Source organism: Indioceanicola profundi (assembly GCF_003568845.1).
Classification (GTDB): Bacteria; Pseudomonadota; Alphaproteobacteria; order Azospirillales; family Azospirillaceae; genus Indioceanicola; species Indioceanicola profundi.
In genome coordinates this window covers 1,017,501-1,037,536 of record NZ_CP030127.1, presented here as the reverse complement: position 1 = coordinate 1,037,536, position 20,036 = coordinate 1,017,501, and the positions used below count along the sequence as shown (strand labels likewise).

The window sequence follows — 20,036 nt, the reverse complement described above, 5'->3', positions numbered from 1 at the left end:
GGTCGAAAGTTCCGCCGATTGGCTGTGGTGTCACGGCGGTGCCGATCCTCGTGCTGGCCTGTTGGGAACGGCACAGACATCGAGGAGCAGGACCCCATGGATATCTTCAGCCGTCTCAAGACCGACCATGATCGCATGCGGTCCATGATCAAGGAGATCAAGGAGACCAGCGACACGGCCAAGTGCGGGCAGCTCTACCAGACCATGCATGACGAGGTGATCGCCCACTCGCTGGTGGAGGAGAAGGTTCTCTACCAGTCGCTGACGGGCAGCGAGGATGCCGGCGAGAAAGCCATGGAGGGCTGGAACGAGCATCATGTGATCGAAGGGCTGCTGGAAGAGCTGATCCTGATGAGCCCCCACTCCGCCGGCTGGAAGGCCAAGTTCCAGGTGCTGGGCGAACTGCTGGAGCATCACATCGAGGAGGAGGAGGAAGAGCTGTTCGAGGAGGCCCGCAAGACCCTGGACGACAGCCGGGCCAAGACGCTGGGTCAGGAGTTCGACCGCCGCAAGGGCCAGATGCTGGACGCGCTGTCGCCTCTCGCCCAGGCGGCCGAGTAGGCGGGCGCCAGGAGATGCCGTGGCAGCAGCAGGGGAGATGAAGGGCATGGAGCATCTGGAGGGAGCCACCGTCGTCATAACCGGCGCTTCCAGCGGCATCGGCCGGGCCACCGCGCATGCCTTCGCGCGGGAGGGGGCCAATGTGGTCCTTGCCGCGCGGCGGCTGTCGATGCTGCAGGAGGCGGTGGACGAATGCCGGTCGCTGGGCGGACGCGCCATCGCCGTCAGGGCGGATGTGACCGTTCCGGGCGACATGCATCATGTGCTGGATGCCGCGGTGGATGCCTTCGGCGGCATGGATGTCTGGGTGAACAATGCCGGCGTCGGCGCCATCGGCTGGTTCGAGGACGTGCCCCTCTCGGTGCAGCGGCGGGTGATCGAGACAAACCTGATCGGCCCGCTGAACGGCGCCCATGCCGCGATCCCGTACTTCGTTCGGCAGGGCCGGGGCGTGCTGATCAACAACTGCTCCGTCGGCGCCTGGGTGCCGCCGCCCATGGCGGTGGGCTACACGGCCGGCAAGTTCGGGCTGGCCGGGCTGACGGAGGCGCTGCGCCAGGACATGCGGCGCCACCGCGGCGTCCATGTCTGCGGCATCTATCCCTATTTCGTGGATACGCCGGGCTTGGTCCACAAGGGCAACTATACCGGCCGCCGCCTGATCCCCAACGCCCCGATGCAGCAGCCGGAGCGCATCGGGCGGGTGATGGTCGACGTTGCCCGCAAGCCGCGGGGGCGGGTGCCGGTCGGCCTTCTCTCCTGGCTGGGACGCATCGGCTACGCCATCGCGCCGGAACTGGTGGGGGAGGTGATGCTGGCCGGGGTGGAGCTGTCGCTCGCCAATGGGGAACCGGACGAGATCACGCCGGGCAACCTGTTCTCTGCCCCGCGCGACCGCCTGGGCGTGCATGGTCATCCCGGTCCGAAGCGGCCCGGCAGCCTTCAGCCCTGGCTGGCCGGGGTGGGGGCGGTCGGCGGGCTGGCGCTGGGCGCCATTGCGGTTCGGGCACGCGGATAGTCTACCCGCGGGGCTGCTGGCTGGGGTAATCTCCCGGCCAGTTCCCGTTTCGCCGGACCCGCATGCTTCCCGCCTTCCTGCTCCGCAAGCCCGAACGCCGGCCAGCATCGCCGCCGGTGGGCGGCGTGCGTTCCCTGACCATCGCCGACGTTCCCGTGCCTGTGGAGGTCAAGGCCTCCACCCGCGCCCGGCGGATGAGCCTGCGCGTCGATCCGGCGCGGGAGCTGGTGCAGGTGGTGGTGCCGGCCGGCATCACCGATGCGGAGGTAACACGCTTCGTCGGCCGCCACCTGGACTGGGTGCATCAGCGGCTGGCCGCCATTCCCGCCCGCAGCCCCTTCCATGACGGGGCGGTGGTGCCGGTGCTCGGTGTCGCCCACACCATCCGCCACGATCCCTCCCGCCGCGGCGGGGCGCGCGTCGCCCGTGGCGAGGATGGCCGCTGGGAAATCCAGGTCGGCGGGGAGAAGGAGTTCCTGGAACGGCGGGTGGAGGAATTCCTGAAGACGCAGGCCAAGCGCCTGCTGGGCCAGCGCTCGCGGGAGAAGGCGGCCATGATCGGTGCCAAGGTGGCCGCGGTCACGGTGCGGGACACCCGGTCCCGCTGGGGAAGCTGCTCCGCCACCGGCCGGCTCAGCTATTCCTGGCGGCTGATCTTCACGCCCGAAGCCGTGTTCGATTACGTGGTGGCGCATGAGGTGGCGCACCTGAAGGAGATGAACCACTCCGCCCGCTTCTGGGCGCTGTGCGCCAAGCTCACGGCGGATGTGGAGGGGCCGCGCGCCTGGCTGAAGACCAACGGCGCCCGGCTGCACCGCTACGGCTGAGGGGGTCGCCGATCCTCCTCGGGCTCATCCCCGCCGGCATCCTTGAACCAGCGGCGCTCGATCCCGCCGATCACGATCAGCACCAGCAGGGTCGCCACGGCCGTGAGCCCTGCGATCACGTAGTAGCCGGCCCCGCAGGCGATGCCCAGCGTGGCGGCCATCCACAGGGTCGTAGCCGTGGTCAGGTTGCGCACCCGGTTGCCGCGCCCCTGGATCACGACGCCCGCCGCCACCAGTCCCAGTGCCTGGGCTATGCCCTGGATGACGCGGTTGGGGTCGCTTTCCCCGGCTCCGCCCTCGCGGGCCAGGATGGACCAGTAGATTTCGAAGGCCACCATGGTGAGCGCGGCGGAGGACAGGGCGGCGAGCGTGTGGGTGCGTAGGCCGGCCGCCTTGCCGTGCATCTCCCGGTCGAGGCCCAGCAGCAATCCTGCGAACATTGCGGCGGCCAGCCGGACGGCCACCTCCTGCCAGGGCAGCATCCCGAGCTCTCCCATCGGCATCGCGTTCTCCCGATCCGCGCGAATCCAAGGGGGAACGGCTGGCCGGAAGGCATGATCCGTTCTACTTTGCTGCGGATGTCGTTCCATTTCCTCCTCCGCGGCAATGCAGCCGGCCGCCTGCGGGCTGCGGGTCGGTATGCGGCCCCTGTTCCCAGCCTGCTGCTGCTTGGGCTGATCGTGGGCCTGCCGGCGGACCCGGGGGCAGTGTTCGGGCCGGCGCATCTGGGCCTCAGCCTGGAGCTTGCCGCTTTGTTCGGGGCGGCGTCCCTGGCGGCGCGCCGGGGCTGGCGGGCCGGGGCCGGAACGATCTGGCTTCTGACCGCGCTGCTGCTGACCATCCTTCTGATCCGGCTGGCCGACCTGTCCGCCCGCGCCTTCGCCGGCCGGGCCTTCGAACCCGGTTATGACCTGATGCTGCTGCCGGCCCTGGCGGAGGTCATGACGGCCAACCTGTCGGCACCGCTGCCGGGCGTGGGGCTTGGGGCGGCACTGGTGGTCGCGGCGGTGGCCGTCCGGTTCCTGCTCGGATCGGGTCTGAAAGGGCTGGAGCGTCCGGCGGGACGCCGGGTCTTCGCCGGGTTTCTGGTGCTGGCGCTGGCCGGGCAGGGGATCGCCCTTGCCGCCGGGGCGGGGTGGCGGCCCCTCCAGCCCTCCGAACGGACGGTTCTGGCGCTGGGCCGGGACCTTGCCGGCCGCATGGGGGAGGCGGCCGCGTTGCGCCGACAGGGGGCGGAGGCGCTGGCGCGCGATCCCGTGGGGGCCATCCCGGACGGGCGGCTGCTGGCCGCTTTGCGGGGGCGGGACGTGATCGTGGTCTGGGTGGAAAGCTATGGCCTCTCCGCTTTGACCGATCCGCGCCATGTCCAGGTCCGCGAAAGGCTGGCCCGGATGGAGGGGGAGCTCCAGGCGGCAGGCTTCCATGCCGTCAGCGGCGTTCTGGACAGTCCGGTCGTGGGCGGGCGGAGCTGGCTGGCCCATGGCACCTTCCGGGCCGGCATCCGCCAGCCCCAGGTGCCGGTGCAGGCCATGGTGCTGGCCAGCGGGCGCAGCGGTCTGGTCCACGCCTTCGCCCGCGCCGGCTGGCGCACGGTGGCCGCCATGCCGGGCCTTGGCAGCCCCTGGCCCGAAGGGCTGCTGTGGGGCTTCGACCAGGTGGTGCGAAGGGTGGATTTCCCCTATAGCGGTCCCGCCTTCGGCTGGTCCGCCGTGCCCGATCAGGCGCTGTTGGCCTCGGTGGAGGAGATGGGGCTCCGCGGCGGCGGCCGGCCCGTCTATCTGGAGGTCGTGCTGACCAGCAGCCATGCCCCCTGGACGCCGAACCCGCCCTGGCTGGAGGTGCGGGACCGTGGCGGCATGGCGGATGGCAGCGCCTATGCCGGTCCTGTGCCGCCGCCGGATTATGGCCGCATGGCGGAAGGCTATGCCGCCAGCCTGGATTACAGCCTGCGCGCAGTGTCGGACTGGCTGGTGCGGGCGGTGGGGGATGGTGCGCTGGTGATCGTGCTGGGCGACCACCCGGCGCTGACCTGGATCGCGGAGGACCGCGGCCACGCCGTTCCGGCGCATGTGTTCAGCCGGGACAGGGCGGTGCTGGCGCCGTTCCGCGCCTGGGGCTTCCAGCCGGGCGTGGTGCCGGAAGCGGAGCCGCCCCTCTTCGGGCTGGAAGGCATCCTGGAGCGGTTCCTGGACGCCTTCAGCCCGGAAGGGAAGGCGGCGTGACCGCTTATTTCGCGGCGTCTTCCAGCGCCTTCACGCCCGGCAGCTCCTTGCCTTCCAGCCACTCCAGGAAAGCGCCGCCGGCGGTGGAGACATAGCTGAAGCGATCCGCCACGCCGGCCTGCTCCAGCGCCGCCACCGTATCGCCGCCGCCGGCCACGGACAGGATGCGGCCTTCGCCGGTCCGCTCCGCCACCAGCCCGGCCACGGCGTTGGTGCCGCTGTCGAACGGCTTGATCTCGAAGGCGCCCATGGGGCCGTTCCAGACCACCGTCTTGGCGCCCTGGAGTTTCAGCCCCACGAACTCCACCGTGGAGGGGCCCACATCCAGCATCATCTCATCCTCGGCGATCTGGTCGACGGGGACGGTGCGGTGCGGGGCGTTGGCCTTGAACTCCTTGGCCATGGCGCCGTCCGTGGGCAGCAGGATCTCGCAGCCGCTGGACTTCGCCTTTTCCATGATGGCACGGGCCTGATCGGCCATGTCCTTCTCCGCCAGCGACTTGCCGGTCGGGCGGCCCTGTGCGTAGAGGAAGGTGTTCGCCATGCCGCCGCCAAGCACCAGCATGTCCACCTTGGTGACCATGTTCAGCAGCAGGTCCAGCTTGGTGGAGATCTTCGCACCGCCGACCACGGCCGCCACCGGCCGTTCCGGACTGGCCAGCGCCTTGCCCAGCGCCTCCAGCTCCGCCTGCATCAGCCGACCGGCGGCGGAGGGCAGCAGGCGGGCGATTCCCTCCGTGCTGGCATGGGCACGGTGCGCCGCGGAGAAGGCGTCGTTGACATAGATGTCGCCCAGCTCGGCCAACTGTTTCGCCAGCTCGGGGTCGTTCTTCTCCTCCCCCTTGTGGAAGCGGGTGTTCTCCAGCACCAGCACGCCGCCGGGCTTCAGTGTCTCCACAGCCACCTTGGCGGCCTCCCCGACGCAGTCCTGGGCGAAGGCGATGCTGGTGCCCAGCGACTTCTCCATGGCCGGGATGATCTGGCGCAGCGAATACTTCTCCTCCGGCCCGCCCTTCGGACGGCCGAAGTGGGACATCACCACGACCTTCGCACCCTTGGCCGACAGCTCCTTCAGCGTCGGCACCAGACGGTCGATGCGGGTGGTGTCCGACACCTGACCGTCCTGCACCGGTACGTTCAGGTCGGCCCGCACAAGCACCGTCTTGTCGGAGACGTCGATATCGTCGAGGGTGTGGAAGCGCATGGTCGGTTTCCCCGCAGGTTTGTTGGCCGCGGCAGCTCCCGCGGCTTCATTCTCAACGGCGAGACAAGCACATGGGTGGGGTGGTTTCAACCGCCGCCGGTCTGACACAGGGTCGCATGAACGCAAGGATTAACCCTTGATTCGGCGCGCAACGGAACCAGCATGAAGGAGGCACTTCGGCGGAGGTTGGAATGGGCGCGGAACTCGGAACCGGCAACAGGGCCGCGGAGCGGCTGGCCTTCGTGGCGAGCCAGGCGGCGCGGGTCGGATGGTATTTCGGCCAGTATGCGCTGGCCGCCCGCATGGCCGGCCCCACGGTGGACCCGGCGGACCGCCCGCCCGGATCCTATCCCTCGACATCGGACGTGCTGGCCGAACTCAGGGCGCTGCTGGAACAGGACTGGCGCAATATGGAGGCCGGCGTCTATCTGCCGCCCGATGATATTCTGCCCGACCCGCGGCGGGTGCTGGCCAATGCCCGCGCCTTCTTCCAGGACCTGCCCCGGGTGCAGCAGCGCCGCGAGGGGAAGGTCGGCGGGGAGGTGTTCAAGCAGCCCGTCCCCGGCAGCGAGCGGCTGCCGCGCTATTACCGCCAGAACTTCCACTACCAGACCGGCGGATACCTGACCGAGGAATCGGCCCGGCTCTACGACCATCAGGTGGAGGTGCTGTTCGGCGGCGGGGCGGATGCCATGCGCCGCCGCGTGCTGGTGCCGATCGCGGAGCATTTCCGCACCCGCCCTGTGCGGGGTGCGAAGCTTCTGGACGTGGCGGCGGGGACGGGCCGCTTCCTGGCGGCGGTGAAGCACAACTATCCGCGCCTGGACGTGACGGCCCTGGACCTGTCCCGCCCCTATCTGGCGGAGGCGATGCGCCGACTCTCCGCCTGGAGCAGCGCCCGCGCCGTGCAGGCCCCGGCGGAGGCGATGCCGTTCCCGGACGCCAGCTTCGACGTGGTCACCAGCATCTACCTGTTCCACGAACTGCCGCGGAAGGTGCGCGCCGCGGCGGCGGAGGAGATGGCGCGGGTGCTGAAGCCGGGCGGGCTGCTGGTGTTCGAGGACAGCTTGCAGACCGGCGACAGGCCGAAATTCGATGCGCTTCTCCGGCTGTTCCCGGTGGCCTTCCATGAGCCCTATTATGCCGACTACATCCGCCAGGATCTGCGGCCGCTCTTCACCCGTCACGGGCTGGAACCGCTCGGCGCGCCGGACCTGCCCTTCATGAGCAAGGTGATGGCGTTCCGGAAGCCGGGGTGAGGGGTCACCACACCCGCTGGGCAATCTCGTCGAAAACCGCGTCGGCGGAGATCAGGGGCACGCGCAAGTGCAGGGCCGTCGCCGCGATCAATCGGTCGAAGGGGTCGCGATGACTCCAGTCCATAAGGCTCGCCTCCAGGCAGATGGCGGGATCGAGCGGCGTCGCGGCCCCGCCCTGACGGTCCAGGATGGAGGGGAGCTGTGCCGCGAAGGGCTCCATCTCCGGCCATTTGCCGAGACGGGCCTTCTGGCCGATTTCGAAGAAGCTGATCGGGCTGACCAGGACGCGGCGCGCATTCTCGATCGCCGTCCGGGCGGCTTGTGACAGGCGCACATCATCCCGCAGGCTCCACACCCAGGCATGGGTATCGAGCAGCACGGCCGTCACCGGCCGCCCTCCCAAAGCTCCAGCTCATCATCCGGCATCGGCGCCAGCAGGTCCGGTTCCGGCCCGGCGAGGCTCCCCTTCAGCAAACCAATCTGGAAATGCTGCTCGGGGATCGGGACGAGCTTCACGGCCGGCTTCGAGCCCTTGGCGATGACCACCTCCTCCCCTGCCAGGGCGGCGTCGATCAGCTTGGACAGGTGGGTCTTGGCAGCGTGGACGGTGAACTGCATCGCATGCACTCCGGATGGCTCACGGAACATGTGACCTGCCACAGGCGCCTAGTCAACTTAGCCAAGCACCTGGCCCGAAATTTTTTGCCCGGTGAGGTAGACAGGCCCGGCGGAGTGTCTGTAACCAAAGTTTCACGAGTCGATTCGTCTTTTCACTGAAGGCCTTCGAGACGGATCGGTTGGACTTTCGGAACCGGTGGAGCGGCGGCTTGCGGGCGCGCCGGGAATGGAATGTCAGGACAAGAGATCGAACTGAAGCTGAAAGTGGACCCGGCGGACTTCTCCAAGCTGCGCGACGCGCCGCTGCCGGGGCAGGTGCCGGAACAGCAGCCGGTCAAGACGCTGGAAAGCACCTATTTCGACACGCCGGACGTGCGGCTGCACGCGCTGGGCTGGAGCCTGCGGGTGCGCAAATCCGGCCGCAACCTGGTGCAGACCCTGAAATCGCCCGGCACCGCCACCGGCGGGGTGGTGGCGCGGGGCGAATGGGAATGCCCGGTCAGCACCCCGCATCCGGACCTCGCGGCCCTTCCCGACCAGTCGGTCCTGGCCGAACTGGGCCCGCTGGACCCTGCGGAGCTGAAACCCCTCTTCACCACCAAGGTGAAGCGGACCATCCGCATCGCGAAGCCGTCCGACGGGACGGAGATCGAGATCGCCCTGGACCAGGGGGAGGTCGTGACGCCGGAAGGGCGCACCCTGCCGCTGAACGAGGCGGAGCTGGAGATGAAGTCCGGCGACCCGGCCTCGATCTACGATCTGGCCCTGGCCCTGAACGAAGCGGCCCCGCTGCGCGTGGAACTCCAGAGCAAGGCGGAGCGCGGCTACGCCCTGGCGCTGGACGAGCGGCCGAGCTGGTTCAAGGCCGGACGTCTGGACCTCTCGCCCGACCAGACGGCGGAGGAGGTGCTGCAGATCGTGGTCCGCCACTGCATGCACCACATGGTCAGCAACGAGGCCGTGGCCCTGGCGGGGGAGCAGCCGGAGGGCATCCACCAGATGCGCGTGGCGCTCCGCCGCCTGCGCTCCGCGCTCGCTCTGTTCGAGCCGCTGATTCCGGCCGAGCAGTATGAGCATCTGGTGGGCGAGGTGCGCTGGCTGGCAACCGCCTTCGGGGCGGCGCGCGACTGGGACGTGTTCCTGTCCGACCTGCTGGCGCCGGTGGAGGCCGCCTTCCCCGGCGACCGCGAGATGGCCGCCCTGGCGGAGGCCGCGCGCACCTGCCGGGAGCAGGGGTACCGTGGCGCCCGCGAGGCCATCCTGTCCCGCCGCTATACCGCCCTGCTGCTGAAGGTCGGCGCCTGGGTGGACGGGCGCGGCTGGCGCAACCAGCCGGTCAGTGAGAAGTCCGCCCGGCTGCTGGAGCCGATCACGGCCCTTTCCGGCGAGCTGCTGGGCAAGCGCCACAAGCAGAGCCGGAAGCGCGGCAAGGGTTTCGCCAAGCTCGGCAGCGAACAGCGGCACCGGGTGCGCATCAGCCTGAAGAAGCTGCGCTACGCCTCGGAGTTCTTCCGCAGCCTCTACGACCAGAAGGCGGTGCGGCGCTACACCGACGAGCTGGCGGCGTTGCAGGAGACGCTGGGACATCTCCAGGACGTCGCCACGGTGGACAAGCTGGTCGGCACGATCCGGGAGGAGCTGGGGGCGGACGCGCCGGCCGGCTGGGAGGCCGGAGCCGGCTTGGTCCGAGGCTGGCACGCCCGCGGCCTGCATGATCTGGAGCCGCGCCTGATCCGGGATTGGGAAGCCTTTACCAGCACCCGTCCTTTCTGGGTGGAGTAGGGGACGGATGCTTACGGTATTGGTCAGTAATATCAAGGGCGGGGTCGGCAAGACCACCATCGCCACCCACATCGCTGCCGGGCTGGCCGTCCAGGGCGGTGGCACGGTGCTGGCGGATGTGGACCGCCAGCGCTCCGCCCTCGGCTGGCTGGAGCGCCGGCCGGACAGCGCCAAGCCTATCCAGGGGCTGGACTGGACGAAGGAGATTGGAGAAGTGCCCAAGGGCACCGACAAGCTGGTGATCGACGCGCCGGCCGCCCTCAAGGGCAAGGATGTGGAGGCGCTGGTGCGTCAGGCCGACGTGGTGGTGCTCCCCGTCTTGCCCGGCGCCTTCGACGAGGCCGCGACGGAGCGGTTCTTGAAGAAGCTGGATGAGCTGAAGGCGATCCGGAAGAACAAGGTCCCGGTCGCGGTGGTCGGCAACCGCCTGCGCCCCCGCACCAAGGCGGCGGAGCGGCTGGACCTCTTCCTGTCGGGCGTCGGCCACACGGTGGTGACCCGCCTGCGCGACAGCCAGGTCTACCCCGACCTCGCCGCCACCGGCCTGACCCTGTTCGACCTGACCAGCAAACGGGCCCAGGAGCTGAAGGCCGACTGGGCGCCGCTGTTGAGCTATATCGGGAAGAGCCAATAGGGGCGGCTGTCGGCGTCGGCCACGCTCACGCGTGACCGACCTACGTCGCCATGTAGGTTGGTCGGGCGGAAGCCCGGCCAACGTTATTCAAGCCGCCCATACACGTCCCCGCCCGGATGCCCTGGCGGCAGCTTCTCCAGCCACTGCCGCATCCCGTCCGCATCCGTCCAGTCCGGCAGAGCCATTTGGAAGCTCTCGCCCGCACTGGCCTGGAAACGGTAGTTGCCGAGGGCCGCCAGCCGGTCCAGGCAGGCGAGGGCGGCCGGCAGTGTCTCCGGCAGGAACTCGAAGCTCACCGCCCGGACCGGCTTCGACAGCCCGGCCAGCACCTCCGCCTCGAACCCCTCCACATCAATCTTCACGAAGTCGGGCGCGCCATGCCGGGCGATCAACTCGTCCAGGGTGCGGACGGGCACCTGCACGCTGCCGTCCCAACTCTCCCCCGGAAAGCGCGGGCTGCGGGCCACGGCGCCGGCCCAGACGGTGGAAAGGGTGGAGAGGGTGGGGTTGCGGCGGTTGACCTTCAGCTCCGCCACGCCCGGCTCCGCCCCCAGGGCGCAGTCCAGCAGGACGACGCCGCGGTCGCGTCCATGCAGCCGGCGCAGCAGGGCCGCCAGATGCGGCTGCGGCTCCACCGCCACCACGCGCGCGCCCAGCTTCCGGAAGCAGGCGATCCGGTCCCCGACATGGGCGCCGACATCGATGGCGAGCCCGCCCGCCGGCAAGAAGGCCGCATAGAACCGCCGCATCCGCGCCATGCGCCCCGGCCGCGCCCGGTAGATCAGCAGGGATCGGAGGGTGCCGGCCAGGGTGGGCAGGTCCAAACCATTTCTCCGCTCGAAGCTCCACCCGTCCAACATGGGGCGGGGACAAGCTGTCGCAAGGCCGGCGGGCCCGCACTCCTTCCGGCTAGTGGCCCAGCCATGCACCGCGCACCATCTGATGGGGCATGAGCGATGAGCAGAGCACACTTCAAGGCCGGCTGGCCCGTTATGCGCGGGTCGGCACGGCCATGGGCGGAGTCGCGGCCCGCATGGCGGGCGAGCGGTTCCTCGGCCTCAAGCTGGAGCGGGAGGCGCACGCGGCGGAGCTGCGCACGGCGCTGGGCGGGCTGAAAGGGCCGCTGATGAAGGTGGCGCAGATCCTGTCCACTATCCCGGACGCCCTGCCGCAGGAATATGTGCAGGAGCTGGCCCAGCTCCAGTCCGACGCCCCCAGCATGGGCTGGCCCTTCGTGAAGCGCCGCATGACGGCGGAGCTGGGGCCGAGTTGGCAGTCCAAATTCCAGAGCTTCGAGAAGGGGGCCGCGAGCGCCGCCTCCCTCGGCCAGGTGCATCGCGCCATCGGCCATGATGGCGCGAAACTGGCCTGCAAGCTCCAATATCCGGACATGCAGTCGGCGGTGGAGGCCGATCTGCGGCAGCTCCGCCTCGTCTTCGGCATCTATGCCCGCTACGACAAGGCCATCCGCACCGACCAGATCTATGACGAGATCGGCGCTCGCCTGCGGGAGGAGCTGGATTACGCGCTGGAGGCCCGGCATATGGCGCTCTATGGCGACATGCTGTCCGGGGTGGAGGGTGTGCATGTGCCGGCGGTGGTGCCGGACCTCTCCAGCAAGCGCCTGCTCACCATGCAATGGGTGGATGGCCGCAAGATCATCCACTTCAAGGATGCCGACCTGGAAACGCGCAACCGCATCGCGGTGAACATGTTCCGGGCCTGGTACATCCCTTTCTACGAATATGGCGTGATCCACGGCGACCCGCATCTGGGCAACTACACCGTCCGCGACGATCTCGACATCAACCTGCTGGATTTCGGCTGCATCCGCGTCTTCCCGCCCCGCTTCGTGGAAGGGGTGATCGAGCTGTACCGTGCGCTCGAATCCGACGATATGGAGCGCGCACGCCACGCCTATGAGCTGTGGGGCTTCAAGAACGTCACCAACGAACTGCTGGATGTGCTGAACATCTGGGCTCGCTTCGTCTACGCCCCCATCCTGGACGACCGGACCCGCAGCATCGAGGAGACGAACAGCGGCCGCTACGGGCAGGCCACCGCCGCCAAGGTGCATGAGGCCCTGCGCAAGGTGGGCGGGGTTGAGATCCCGCGCGAGTTCGTCTTCATGGACCGGGCCGCCATCGGCCTCGGCAGCGTGTTCCTGCACCTCCGGTCGGAGATCAACTGGTACCGCATGTTCCATGAGCTGATTGAAGGTTTCGACGCGGCCAAGCTGGCGGAGCGGCAGGCCGCCGCCCTTGCCAAGGCGGGCGTTCCCGGCCAACCCTGACGCCCTTCTTCCGGGCGGCCCATCCCCCGCCCGGTTCCAGCCCATCTGCCGCCGCAATCTCCAGCCAGCCTGTGCGCGGTGATCCAATCGGATGGAGAGGGCGGTCATGGTGCGCGGTTGGGTGATGCTGCTGGCGGCACTGCTGGTAGGCGGCGGCATCGCTGCCGGGGGATGGCTCGGCGGGCGGGAGGTGGCCCAGGCCCGTCTCGGCGACCGTTTCGTCACGGTGAAGGGGCTGGCGGAAATGCCGGTGCGCGCCGATCTCGCGCTCTGGCCCGTCCGCTTCGTCAATACCGGCAACGATCTGGCGGCGGTGCAGGCCAAGGCGGCGCGCGATCAGGACGCGGTGCTGGCGTTCCTCCGCGACCAGGGGCTTCCGCCGGAGGCTGTGGTGTCCCGTGGGCTGGAACTGGTCGATCTGGACGCCCAGCCCTGGTCCCAGCGTCCGCCCGGCGGCGACCGCTACATCCTGAAGTCGGAACTGATGGTGCGCTCCGCCGACGTGGATTTGGTGGACCGGGCCAGTCAGGCAACGGCCGCCCTGCTGGACCAGGGCGTGGCGTTGGGCGGAGAGCCCGGCATGTCCACGGGCCCCAGCTTCCTCTTCACCCGGCTCAACGAGGTGAAGGCGGAGATGATCGCAGCGGCCACCGCCAATGCCAAGGAGGCCGCGGCCCAGTTCGCCGCCGACAGCGGGGCGCGGCTGGGCGGCATCCGGCGCGCCAGCCAGGGCGTGTTCCAGATCCTGCCGCGGGACGACGTGCCCGGCATCATGGAAAGCCGGCAGATCGACAAAACCCTGCGCGTGGTCGCGACGCTGGACTGGATGCTGGCGGACTGACGTGCCTTTCTGGGCGGGAAAGGGATCAGCGCTTGATCCCTTCCTCCGTCAGCACCTGCACCTCATAGCCCCGGTACTCCGCCGGTGCGCCATGGTCGCGGGAGGTGGCTCGCAGATAGATGCGGCCATCCCCGATGCCGACCCCGACGACAGGCTTCCCCTGGTCCTGGAGTTCCTTGAGCAGGGTGCGGGCGGCGTCGGCAAGCGGGTGCTTCTCGGTCATGGCAATAGAACTCGGCTCTCGGGGTCAGGTATCGGGCGTCGCGGCGATCTGGGTGGAAACGGGCGGCAGGCGCCAGACGATCCGCCCGTCCCGCACTTCCGGCGCTGGACCGCCGCCGGCACGGGACTGAAGCGGGGCGGTGTCCGGCAGAAGCCCTCCCGTCTCCACTGTCACCGTGCGCTCGTTGCTGGCCAGGTTCACGGCCACCAGGGCCACCTTATCACCCTGCTGCTTGGCGAAGACCAGCACATCCTCCTCCGCATGCAGGGGCAGGCGCGCGCCACGGCGCAACACCTCCATGTCCCGCCGCAGGGTCAGGTAGCTGGACACCTTCTCTATCATGGGCTGGTCCAGCCCGCTCCAAGGCATGCGCACCCGCCCGGCATCGGTAAAGCCGGGCATGGCCCCCGGATGGCTCAGTCCCGTCTCCGTACCGTAGAACAGCACCGCTGGGCCGGACAGGGCCGACAGCATGCCCACAGCCGCCACGATGCGGTCCTTGTCCTTGGCCCAGGCGCCAAGCCGGGCCAGATCGTGATTGTCCAGGAACCAGGCCGGCCGGCCGCCATATCCGGCGGCAGTCTCTCCGTAAGCCGCCTCCGCCGCCTGCATGCGCTGCTCCAGTACGCGGGCGTCCCCGCCTTTGCCGAACACATCCGTCACGGCATACTGCACGGGGAAGTCGAACAGAGCGTCGAACTGGGGGCGTCCCTCGACAAGGGCGTAATAGGCAGCCATGTCCGCCATGACCTGCGCCGGGCTGCCCTCATCCATCCAGGCTTCCCCGATCAGCACGGCATCCGGCTTGGCCGCCTTCACCTCGGCGTACAGCTCTGACCAGAAGGCATTGTCGACCCCGCGCACATAATCCAGCCGCAGCCCATCCGCCCCCTCCTGCACCAGCCAGTGCAGGGCGGCATCCTTCAGGAAGCGGCGGGTGTCGGCATCGTCCATATCCCAGTAGCGGTAGGGGCTGCCCCAGCTCTCCCAGGTCTTCTCCGCCGTCTGCTTGGCGCGGGTCATCTTCGGCCCCAGCTCCTTGGGATCGCCAGCGGCTCCGCGCTGATATTTCTGGTGGGCGTGGTTCAGCGGTACGTCCAGGATCAGCTTGATTCCTTTGGCATGCAGGGCGTCGCGCAACTTCCGATAAAGCGCCAGGCTTTCCTCAGGGCTGCCAGGCACCGCCCGCGCGGCGCCGATCCGATAGTAGTTCTTGACGTCGTATCCGTGGCTCGATTCAGCCTCGAAGATCGGGGACAGCCAGACCGCATTGACGCCCAGGTCTGCGATGTAGTCGACCTTGTCCAGCACGCCCTGAAGGTCGCCGCCGGCATAGTTCGAATGGACGAAGCCGCGCATACCCTCACGGTCGTTGGCGCTGCTGCCATTGGCGAAATGGCCGACCATGATGTGATAGATGGTCAGGTCCGCAATTGCATCGCCTGCCGGTTGCAGAAGGATGGACGCCTCCGGCCTGTTCGCACGTCCGTCCGAAACGCCCAGGAACCGCGTTCCCGCGGGAAGGCCGGTAAATCTCAACCTTACCTGCTCGCCGCCGCCAGACAGGATTTCGGCTTCCACTAACCGGCCATCAGCATGAAAAGACGGTTTGCCGACCAGATCCGCTACCGTGGCGATCCAGCTTCCCGGCTCACTGCCCGGTACGACGGATGTGAAGCGCGGCTCCGCCAACGCGCCGCCCGAAAGCAGCAGGCAGGGCAAGAGGGCGCGGAGCAGGTGTGCGGAACGGGTCACTTCGGGGCGTCCTCCGGGGTCGGAATGCGGGCTTCTTGGCCGAATGAAAGCGGCGGCGCAGTCTTGTCCGGCCCTCTGCGGCGGTCAAGACTGCGCCGCAGAACACCTTGGCGGGGAACGGGCTTCGGGCGGGTCGGTTGGAAGCGCATGTATCCAATCACTGGAGGACACGCCATGGCTATGAAGCCGCTGAAGCTTACCCTGCTGACTGCCGCTGCCGCGGTCGGCCTGACCAGCGCTGCGCTCGCCCAGGACCTTTACGGCTCCGCCGGAACCAATCAGCTCGCCACAGGCGAAAGTGCGACGGCGACGGAGGCCAGCCGGCGTGCGGCGGAAGCCGACCCCAACACGCTCGACGATACCCGCGCCTCCCGCCGTGCCCTGTCCGGCTCCGAACAGCCCGCCGGCACAGGCGCGACGTCTCCAACGGAACCCGACGCGACGGGCAGCTCCATGACAGGCGGTTCCATGACGGGTGCTGCGGGGGCGGATACCGCCACCGGTGATGCCACGGACGACCCGTCCACGCGGCACGGCCCTGCGGACACGCCGGGCAGCTTCGACGATCGTGGCGGGTACGGACCTGGCGGCGCGGCAGGTCAGTCCGGCGCTCCGGGCGCTGCCACCACCGGTCCTGGCAATGTCGGCGCTGGCGCATCTGGCGCGGGTTCCATCGGCTCCGGCGGCTGACTGCGTGGGCACATCCAGGGGGCGTTCGGGGAACGCCCCAACATTCCTGTAGTTGAGGGCGCAGGATTATCCCGTTCCAGGAGAAGCAACATGGGCCGCACTTTCCTGCCGCGCTGCCGTCGCGGCGATGTCGCCGGGGCCGCGCGCTCCTCCTTCACACCGACGGCGGCATCCTTCCTGCTCGCCGCGGGTCTGGCAGCGCCAGCGTTGGCGCAGACGTCCGATCGGAACACGGCGGAACCACCGCCCGGATACGAGACTGCGGTAGAAGCCGTGCCCGGCAGCACTTCGATCCAGTCCGGTACCCCTGTGACGCGACAGACCGCCGATCCGGCTGCCCGCACCGGCACCTCGTCGCAGCCGCAGGATCAGCTCGACGCCGGTGAACTCCATCCCCTTGGCGAGCCGGATGGGGGAGGAGAGGATGAAGCCGAGATGAGCCCGACTGAGCGGGCGGGCCGTGTCACCGGAACCGGTATTCCCGAACTGCGCTCCGGCGCGCCGGCTGGTTCCGGTGTCCAGACCGGTACGGGTGGTGCCATCGCCGCCGGCACGGATACGCTGCATGGCACCGGCAGTGCCAGCCACGGCGTGAGTGCGGCGGGCGGCGGGGCCTCCGCCGGATCGGGCGGTTCTGGCGGCACTGGCGGCTCGGGCGGGGGTGGCTGACTGGCCTTCTTACCCCCATCTCGCGGGCATCCCGCCAACCTGCATGGCAAACACGTTGCCGCGAAGGCCGGGTTCGCCGTTTGGCGGGCGGAGTCCAGCTGGCATCAGGCCTGGCCTGAGGCTAATTTCCGCCTTGTGCAGAAAAAACCCATTGACCGGTGCGGTGTAACCCCCTACATAGCCGCTCCGCCGCGGGACGGACCGGGCGGCGCTGCCGAGAGGCGGTGCTGCGGGTTGGGTCTGGCGGCGGCGTGGTGTCGAAGACGGTCCCGTCCTTATGGACGGCGCGGCCGGCCCGGAGAGGGAAAGCGGAGCGGGCCTTGGAAAAAGGCCTTGCACCGCGGCCCGGACGGGAGTAGATACCGCGGCCCCGGCGAGCGGGACGGGACGGCGGCGACGCGGTCTTGACCAAGGCTCGGACGGGGGCCAGATACAGGTTTCGCCCCAGCCTCTGACGAGGTTTGCCGGCCAGCCGCGAGGCGGGCGGCGCGGGGTGTTGGCGGCTTTCGGGCCGCAGCGGGTCTTGAACAACTGCATATGGTTTTGAGAAGGGATGCGCAGGCGGCGGTCTCTGGGTGCCGGCGGGAGCTGGTGTTTGGAGTGCCTTATAGCTTGTGCATCACGCCAAGAATGCTCTGACCTGTTCTGATGGAGACATCGGGGCGGGTGCTTCAGGAGACAATTCGGGTAGGATTTGCACCGGTTGAGGTGCTCCGTCGATGAGGATGTCGGCTTTGGCTGATATCCGCTTCAAACCTGAGAGTTTGATCCTGGCTCAGAACGAACGCTGGCGGCAGGCCTAACACATGCAAGTCGAACGAAGGCTTCGGCCTTAGTGGCGCACGGGTGAGTAACGCGTGGGAACGTGCCCTTTGGTCTGGGATAACGTCTGGAAACGGACGCTAATACCGGATGAGCCCTGTGGGGGAAAGATTTATCGCCAAGGGAGCGGCCCGCGTCTGATTAGCTAGTTGGTGGGGTAATGGCCCACCAAGGCGACGATCAGTAGCTGGTCTGAGAGGATGATCAGCCACACTGGGACTGAGACACGGCCCAGACTCCTACGGGAGGCAGCAGTGGGGAATATTGGACAATGGGGGCAACCCTGATCCAGCCATGCCGCGTGAGTGATGAAGGCCTTCGGGTTGTAAAGCTCTTTCGCACGCGACGATGATGACGGTAGCGTGAGAAGAAGCCCCGGCTAACTTCGTGCCAGCAGCCGCGGTAATACGAAGGGGGCTAGCGTTGTTCGGAATTACTGGGCGTAAAGGGCGCGTAGGCGGCGCTTCAAGTCAGATGTGAAAGCCCCGGGCTCAACCTGGGAACAGCATTTGAGACTGGAGTGCTTGAGTTCCGGAGAGGTGGGTGGAATTCCCAGTGTAGAGGTGAAATTCGTAGATATTGGGAAGAACACCGGTGGCGAAGGCGGCCCACTGGACGGATACTGACGCTGAGGCGCGAAAGCGTGGGGAGCAAACAGGATTAGATACCCTGGTAGTCCACGCCGTAAACGATGTCGGCTAGACGTTGGGGCTCTTAGAGCTTCGGTGTCGCAGCTAACGCATTAAGCCGACCGCCTGGGGAGTACGGCCGCAAGGTTGAAACTCAAAGGAATTGACGGGGGCCCGCACAAGCGGTGGAGCATGTGGTTTAATTCGAAGCAACGCGCAGAACCTTACCAGCCCTTGACATGCCTGGACCGGCGCAGAGATGCGCTTTCCTCTTCGGAGGCCGGGACACAGGTGCTGCATGGCTGTCGTCAGCTCGTGTCGTGAGATGTTGGGTTAAGTCCCGCAACGAGCGCAACCCTCATCGTCAGTTGCCATCATTTGGTTGGGCACTCTGGCGAAACTGCCGCTGACAAGGCGGAGGAAGGCGGGGATGACGTCAAGTCCTCATGGCCCTTACGGGCTGGGCTACACACGTGCTACAATGGTGGTGACAGTGGGCAGCGACCCTGCGAAGGGAAGCGAATCTCCAAAAGCCATCTCAGTTCGGATTGCACTCTGCAACTCGGGTGCATGAAGTTGGAATCGCTAGTAATCGCGGATCAGCACGCCGCGGTGAATACGTTCCCGGGCCTTGTACACACCGCCCGTCACACCATGGGAGTTGGCTTTACCCGAAGCCGGTGCGCTAACCCGTAAGGGAGGCAGCCGACCACGGTACGGTCAGCGACTGGGGTGAAGTCGTAACAAGGTAGCCGTAGGGGAACCTGCGGCTGGATCACCTCCTTTCTAAGGAACCGGCTCATCCGCCGCCCCGCCTGAGATGTTCAGGCCCTGGGTTTCCAGGTAAGGGGCCGCCGCCGGCGCATCTTTTCTCAAAACCATCCATGTTTGCCCGGGGCCTGCCGAGCCGGTGGTCATAGCGAGGGTCCCAACACCCGATCCCATCCCGAACTCGGCCGTGAAACACCTCAGCGCCAATGGTACTGCGTCTTAAGACGTGGGAGAGTAGGTCGCTGCCGGCTCTGCCGGCCCCGGGGCTGAACAAACATGGACATGTTGGCGCGGGATGGAGCAGCCCGGTAGCTCGTCAGGCTCATAACCTGAAGGTCGCAGGTTCAAATCCTGCTCCCGCAACCAACCTTGCCTTGGGCTTTGCGCCCTGGGCGGTTCTTGGACAATTGAATAGAGAGTTTTGTGACCGAGGAAAGCATCTTCGTTGTGGCGGCGTGTGCAGGCTTGCTCCTGTGCATGATGCGCAACCGAGAGGATCAAGCGTAATAAGGGCATCTGGTGGATGCCTTGGCACTGAGAGGCGATGAAGGACGTTGCACGCTGCGATAAGCCATGGGGAGCCGCGAGCAGGCTATGATCCGTGGATTTCCGAATGGGGCAACCCACCGCGCAAGCGGTATCCTGGACTGAATACATAGGTTCAGGAGGCGAACCCGGGGAACTGAAACATCTAAGTACCCGGAGGAAAGGACATCAACCGAGACTCCGCTAGTAGTGGCGAGCGAACGCGGACCAGGCCAGTGGTCTTCTCTACATAACCGGAACCGTCTGGAAAGTCGGGCCAGAGCGGGTGATAGCCCCGTACGGGTAAACCGGAGAAGATCCTTGAGTAGGGCGGGACACGAGACATCCTGTCTGAACATGGGGGGACCACCCTCCAAGCCTAAGTACTCCTCAGTGACCGATAGTGAACCAGTACCGTGAGGGAAAGGTGAAAAGCACCCCGACGAGGGGAGTGAAAGAGCACCTGAAACCGGATGCCTACAAGCAGTGGGAGCCGCCTTGCGCGGTGACCGCGTACCTTTTGTATAATGGGTCAGCGACTTACAGTATGCAGCGAGCTTAAGGCGATAGCTGGAGGCGAAGCGAAAGCGAGTCTGAAGAGGGCGAGTTGAGTTGCATGCTGTAGACCCGAAACCCGGTGATCTAGCCATGGCCAGGCTGAAGGTGGGGTAACACCCACTGGAGGGCCGAACC

Annotated in this window: 18 protein-coding genes, 1 tRNA gene and 3 rRNA genes (1 of these 22 only partly in view); 15 read left to right on the top strand and 7 right to left on the bottom strand. The window is 67.5% G+C overall.

Annotation, left to right across the window (positions count from 1 at the left end):
- The first annotated feature begins 96 nt into the window (after positions 1 to 96).
- From DOL89_RS20715 to DOL89_RS20705, 3 genes are all read left to right on the top strand, one after another.
- The gene (locus DOL89_RS20715; RefSeq protein WP_119681228.1) at positions 97 to 561 is read left to right on the top strand and encodes a hemerythrin domain-containing protein; all 465 of its coding nucleotides are present in this window, start codon (positions 97 to 99) and stop codon (positions 559 to 561) included.
- Positions 562 to 580: 19 nt separating this feature from the next.
- Positions 581 to 1,579: an SDR family oxidoreductase gene (locus tag DOL89_RS20710; RefSeq protein WP_162937740.1), complete on the top strand. Its 999-nt coding sequence runs from the start codon at positions 581 to 583 to the stop codon at positions 1,577 to 1,579.
- A 62-nt stretch (positions 1,580 to 1,641) separates the two neighbouring features.
- Positions 1,642 to 2,406, top strand: a complete 765-nt coding sequence (locus DOL89_RS20705) for a M48 family metallopeptidase (protein WP_119681226.1) — start codon at positions 1,642 to 1,644, stop codon at positions 2,404 to 2,406.
- Here DOL89_RS20705 and DOL89_RS20700 read toward each other — a convergent pair.
- Positions 2,397 to 2,909, bottom strand: coding sequence for an MgtC/SapB family protein (locus DOL89_RS20700; protein ID WP_225890002.1), 513 nt, complete (start codon positions 2,907 to 2,909; stop codon positions 2,397 to 2,399). The genes DOL89_RS20705 and DOL89_RS20700 overlap by 10 nt on opposite strands.
- A gap of 51 nt (positions 2,910 to 2,960) precedes the next feature.
- Between DOL89_RS20700 and DOL89_RS20695 the strand changes: the two genes are divergently transcribed.
- A complete protein-coding gene (locus tag DOL89_RS20695; RefSeq protein ID WP_162937739.1) occupies positions 2,961 to 4,628 on the top strand; it encodes an LTA synthase family protein in 1,668 nt (555 codons plus the stop codon).
- Between the two features lie 4 nt (positions 4,629 to 4,632).
- On the opposite strand, the gene DOL89_RS20690 is transcribed toward DOL89_RS20695, so the two are convergent.
- Positions 4,633 to 5,832: a phosphoglycerate kinase gene (locus tag DOL89_RS20690; protein WP_119681224.1), complete on the bottom strand. Its 1,200-nt coding sequence runs from the start codon at positions 5,830 to 5,832 to the stop codon at positions 4,633 to 4,635.
- 191 nt (positions 5,833 to 6,023) lie between these two features.
- Here DOL89_RS20690 and DOL89_RS20685 point away from each other — a divergent pair, with 191 nt between their 5' ends.
- Positions 6,024 to 7,091, top strand: a complete 1,068-nt coding sequence (locus tag DOL89_RS20685; protein WP_119681223.1) for a class I SAM-dependent methyltransferase — start codon at positions 6,024 to 6,026, stop codon at positions 7,089 to 7,091.
- 4 nt (positions 7,092 to 7,095) lie between these two features.
- On the opposite strand, the gene DOL89_RS20680 is transcribed toward DOL89_RS20685, so the two are convergent.
- A complete protein-coding gene (locus tag DOL89_RS20680; RefSeq protein WP_119681222.1) occupies positions 7,096 to 7,479 on the bottom strand; it encodes a type II toxin-antitoxin system VapC family toxin in 384 nt (127 codons plus the stop codon).
- Positions 7,476 to 7,709, bottom strand: a complete 234-nt coding sequence (locus DOL89_RS20675) for a type II toxin-antitoxin system Phd/YefM family antitoxin (RefSeq protein WP_119681221.1) — start codon at positions 7,707 to 7,709, stop codon at positions 7,476 to 7,478. Before DOL89_RS20675 ends, DOL89_RS20680 begins: the two co-directional genes overlap by 4 nt.
- Positions 7,710 to 7,940: 231 nt before the next feature.
- Here DOL89_RS20675 and DOL89_RS20670 point away from each other — a divergent pair, with 231 nt between their 5' ends.
- Both DOL89_RS20670 and DOL89_RS20665 read left to right on the top strand, forming a co-directional pair.
- Positions 7,941 to 9,491, top strand: a complete 1,551-nt coding sequence (locus tag DOL89_RS20670) for a CYTH and CHAD domain-containing protein (RefSeq protein WP_119681220.1) — start codon at positions 7,941 to 7,943, stop codon at positions 9,489 to 9,491.
- Positions 9,492 to 9,498: 7 nt separating this feature from the next.
- Positions 9,499 to 10,125, top strand: coding sequence for a ParA family protein (locus DOL89_RS20665; RefSeq protein WP_119681219.1), 627 nt, complete (start codon positions 9,499 to 9,501; stop codon positions 10,123 to 10,125).
- Between the two features lie 83 nt (positions 10,126 to 10,208).
- Here DOL89_RS20665 and DOL89_RS20660 read toward each other — a convergent pair whose 3' ends face one another.
- Entirely contained in the window at positions 10,209 to 10,949 is a 741-nt protein-coding gene (locus DOL89_RS20660) for an FkbM family methyltransferase (protein ID WP_225890001.1), read from the bottom strand.
- A gap of 125 nt (positions 10,950 to 11,074) precedes the next feature.
- On the opposite strand from DOL89_RS20660, the gene DOL89_RS20655 reads away from it, so the two are divergent.
- Both DOL89_RS20655 and DOL89_RS20650 read left to right on the top strand, forming a co-directional pair.
- On the top strand, positions 11,075 to 12,418 hold the full coding sequence (locus tag DOL89_RS20655; protein WP_119681217.1) for an ABC1 kinase family protein: 1,344 nt from the start codon (positions 11,075 to 11,077) through the stop codon (positions 12,416 to 12,418).
- Positions 12,419 to 12,524: 106 nt separating this feature from the next.
- Positions 12,525 to 13,259 carry an SIMPL domain-containing protein gene (locus tag DOL89_RS20650; protein WP_119681216.1) on the top strand — a complete coding sequence of 245 codons (735 nt, stop codon included), beginning with the start codon at positions 12,525 to 12,527 and terminating at the stop codon, positions 13,257 to 13,259.
- 25 nt (positions 13,260 to 13,284) lie between these two features.
- Here DOL89_RS20650 and DOL89_RS20645 read toward each other — a convergent pair whose 3' ends face one another.
- Both DOL89_RS20645 and DOL89_RS20640 read right to left on the bottom strand, forming a co-directional pair.
- Positions 13,285 to 13,482: a hypothetical protein gene (locus tag DOL89_RS20645; protein WP_119681215.1), complete on the bottom strand. Its 198-nt coding sequence runs from the start codon at positions 13,480 to 13,482 to the stop codon at positions 13,285 to 13,287.
- A gap of 24 nt (positions 13,483 to 13,506) precedes the next feature.
- Entirely contained in the window at positions 13,507 to 15,237 is a 1,731-nt protein-coding gene (locus DOL89_RS20640; protein WP_119681214.1) for an alpha-amylase family glycosyl hydrolase, read from the bottom strand.
- Between the two features lie 174 nt (positions 15,238 to 15,411).
- Here DOL89_RS20640 and DOL89_RS20635 point away from each other — a divergent pair, with 174 nt between their 5' ends.
- The 6 genes from DOL89_RS20635 to DOL89_RS20610 all read left to right on the top strand — a co-directional run.
- On the top strand, positions 15,412 to 15,927 hold the full coding sequence (locus DOL89_RS20635) for a hypothetical protein (RefSeq protein WP_119681213.1): 516 nt from the start codon (positions 15,412 to 15,414) through the stop codon (positions 15,925 to 15,927).
- A gap of 90 nt (positions 15,928 to 16,017) precedes the next feature.
- The gene (locus DOL89_RS20630) at positions 16,018 to 16,596 is read left to right on the top strand and encodes a hypothetical protein (RefSeq protein ID WP_119681212.1); all 579 of its coding nucleotides are present in this window, start codon (positions 16,018 to 16,020) and stop codon (positions 16,594 to 16,596) included.
- 752 nt (positions 16,597 to 17,348) lie between these two features.
- A 16S ribosomal RNA gene (locus DOL89_RS20625) occupies positions 17,349 to 18,833 on the top strand.
- A 120-nt stretch (positions 18,834 to 18,953) separates the two neighbouring features.
- A 5S ribosomal RNA gene (gene rrf / locus DOL89_RS20620) occupies positions 18,954 to 19,069 on the top strand.
- A 38-nt stretch (positions 19,070 to 19,107) separates the two neighbouring features.
- Positions 19,108 to 19,184, top strand: a tRNA-Met gene (locus tag DOL89_RS20615).
- A 129-nt stretch (positions 19,185 to 19,313) separates the two neighbouring features.
- Positions 19,314 to 20,036: ribosomal RNA gene (locus DOL89_RS20610) — 23S ribosomal RNA — on the top strand; it runs 2,026 nt beyond the window's last position.
- Together the 16S, 23S and 5S rRNA genes with 1 tRNA gene alongside form the textbook arrangement of a ribosomal RNA operon.

Excerpts from the sequence above, each read along its gene's own strand:
- DOL89_RS20685 (WP_119681223.1), top strand. The coding sequence starts at position 6,024 with ATGGGCGCGGAACTCGGAACCGGCAACAGGGCCGCGGAGCGGCTGGCC.
- DOL89_RS20690 (WP_119681224.1), bottom strand. The coding sequence starts at position 5,832 with ATGCGCTTCCACACCCTCGACGATATCGACGTCTCCGACAAGACGGTG.
- DOL89_RS20635 (WP_119681213.1), top strand. The coding sequence starts at position 15,412 with ATGGCTATGAAGCCGCTGAAGCTTACCCTGCTGACTGCCGCTGCCGCG.
- DOL89_RS20700 (WP_225890002.1), bottom strand. The coding sequence starts at position 2,909 with ATGCCGATGGGAGAGCTCGGGATGCTGCCCTGGCAGGAGGTGGCCGTC.
- DOL89_RS20665 (WP_119681219.1), top strand. The coding sequence starts at position 9,499 with ATGCTTACGGTATTGGTCAGTAATATCAAGGGCGGGGTCGGCAAGACC.
- DOL89_RS20695 (WP_162937739.1), top strand. The coding sequence starts at position 2,961 with ATGATCCGTTCTACTTTGCTGCGGATGTCGTTCCATTTCCTCCTCCGC.
- DOL89_RS20645 (WP_119681215.1), bottom strand. The coding sequence starts at position 13,482 with ATGACCGAGAAGCACCCGCTTGCCGACGCCGCCCGCACCCTGCTCAAG.
- DOL89_RS20650 (WP_119681216.1), top strand. The coding sequence starts at position 12,525 with ATGGTGCGCGGTTGGGTGATGCTGCTGGCGGCACTGCTGGTAGGCGGC.
- DOL89_RS20655 (WP_119681217.1), top strand. The coding sequence starts at position 11,075 with ATGAGCGATGAGCAGAGCACACTTCAAGGCCGGCTGGCCCGTTATGCG.
- DOL89_RS20715 (WP_119681228.1), top strand. The coding sequence starts at position 97 with ATGGATATCTTCAGCCGTCTCAAGACCGACCATGATCGCATGCGGTCC.
- DOL89_RS20705 (WP_119681226.1), top strand. The coding sequence starts at position 1,642 with ATGCTTCCCGCCTTCCTGCTCCGCAAGCCCGAACGCCGGCCAGCATCG.
- DOL89_RS20670 (WP_119681220.1), top strand. The coding sequence starts at position 7,941 with ATGTCAGGACAAGAGATCGAACTGAAGCTGAAAGTGGACCCGGCGGAC.
- DOL89_RS20675 (WP_119681221.1), bottom strand. The coding sequence starts at position 7,709 with ATGCAGTTCACCGTCCACGCTGCCAAGACCCACCTGTCCAAGCTGATC.
- DOL89_RS20630 (WP_119681212.1), top strand. The coding sequence starts at position 16,018 with ATGGGCCGCACTTTCCTGCCGCGCTGCCGTCGCGGCGATGTCGCCGGG.